The organism is Nocardia sp. NPDC059228 (genome assembly GCF_042754245.1).
Classification (GTDB): Bacteria; Actinomycetota; Actinomycetes; order Mycobacteriales; family Mycobacteriaceae; genus Nocardia.
The window spans coordinates 1-1,262 of record NZ_JBHZAL010000129.1; the positions used below are offsets into that span (position 1 = coordinate 1).

The following is a 1,262-nucleotide window of genomic DNA, read 5'->3' on the forward strand; positions in this document are numbered from 1 at the left end:
TTGAAATCCGGGCGCGGGTGGGCGCGGATCACGGCGGCGCGTTGCTCCTCGGTGAGCCGCGGCGCGCACCCAGCCGCGCCGCGGCCAGGACATCGAGTCCGAGGTGACGCTCAGCTTCACCGAGGCGGTCGACGGGGCCACGGTCCCGCTGCGGATGTCCAGCCAGGCGCCCTGCAAGGCGTGTTCGGGCACCGGCGACAAGAACGGTTCACCGCGGGTCTGCCCGACCTGCGTCGGCACCGGACAGGTGTCGCGCGGCACGGGCGGCGGCTTCTCGCTGACCGACCCCTGCGTGGACTGCAAGGGCCGTGGGCTGATCGCCCAGGACCCGTGCGACGTCTGCAAGGGCAGCGGCCGTGCCAAGTCCTCGCGGACCATGCAGGTCCGGATCCCGGCGGGCGTCAGCGACGGCCAGCGGATCCGGCTGCGCGGCAAGGGCGCTCCCGGTGAGCGCGGCGGTCCGGCGGGCGACCTGTACGTGGTCGTCCATGTCGGCTCGCACCCGGTCTTCGGCCGCAAGGACGACAACCTCACCGTCACCGTGCCGGTCACCTTCGTGGAGGCGGCGCTCGGCGGCGAGGTCAAGGTCCCGACGCTGGGCGGTCCGGCGGTCACCCTGAAACTGCCCGCGGGCACGCCCAACGGCCGTACGATGCGCGCCCGGGGGAAGGGTGCCGTACGCAAGGACGGCAGCCGTGGCGACCTCCTGGTCACCGTCGAGGTGGTCGTCCCCAAGGATCTCGGCGCCGAGGCCCGTGACGCGCTGGAGACCTACCGGAAGGCGACCGTGGGGGAGAACCCGCGGGACGAGCTGTTCCAGGCAGCGAAGGGAGCGTGACTCCAATGGACGGGGTCGGGCGGCGTCGACCGCACTCATCGTTCAACCGAGCCTACGAACTGACCGAAGAGTCGCCCGTCTACGTCATCTCGGTGGCGGCCCAGCTGTCCGGGCTGCACCCGCAGACACTGCGCCAGTACGACCGCCTGGGCCTGGTCTCCCCGGACCGTACGGCGGGCCGCGGCAGGCGCTACTCGGCGCGCGACATCGAACTGCTCCGGCAGGTGCAGCAGTTGTCGCAGGACGAGGGCATCAACCTGGCCGGCATCAAGCGCATCATCGAGCTGGAGAACCAGGTCGCCGCGCTCCAGGCCAGGGTCGCCGAGCTGGCGTCCGCGGTGGACGGCGCCGCGGCGGCGATGCAGCAGCGCGAGGCGCAGGTGCACGCCTCGTACCGCCGGGACCTGGTGCCGTACCAGGACGC

The 1,262-nt window shown here is 72.3% G+C and carries 2 protein-coding genes; both read left to right on the forward strand.

Going from position 1 to position 1,262, the window contains the following annotated elements; all coding sequences use genetic code 11:
• Window positions 1–103 precede the first annotated feature (103 nt).
• A complete protein-coding gene (locus tag ACFXKA_RS42935) occupies window positions 104–838 on the forward strand; it encodes a DnaJ C-terminal domain-containing protein (protein ID WP_379431898.1) in 735 nt (244 codons plus the stop codon).
• 5 nt (window positions 839–843) lie between these two features.
• A partial coding sequence (locus ACFXKA_RS42940; protein ID WP_379431899.1) for a heat shock protein transcriptional repressor HspR occupies window positions 844–1,262 on the forward strand: 419 nt, incomplete at its 3' end.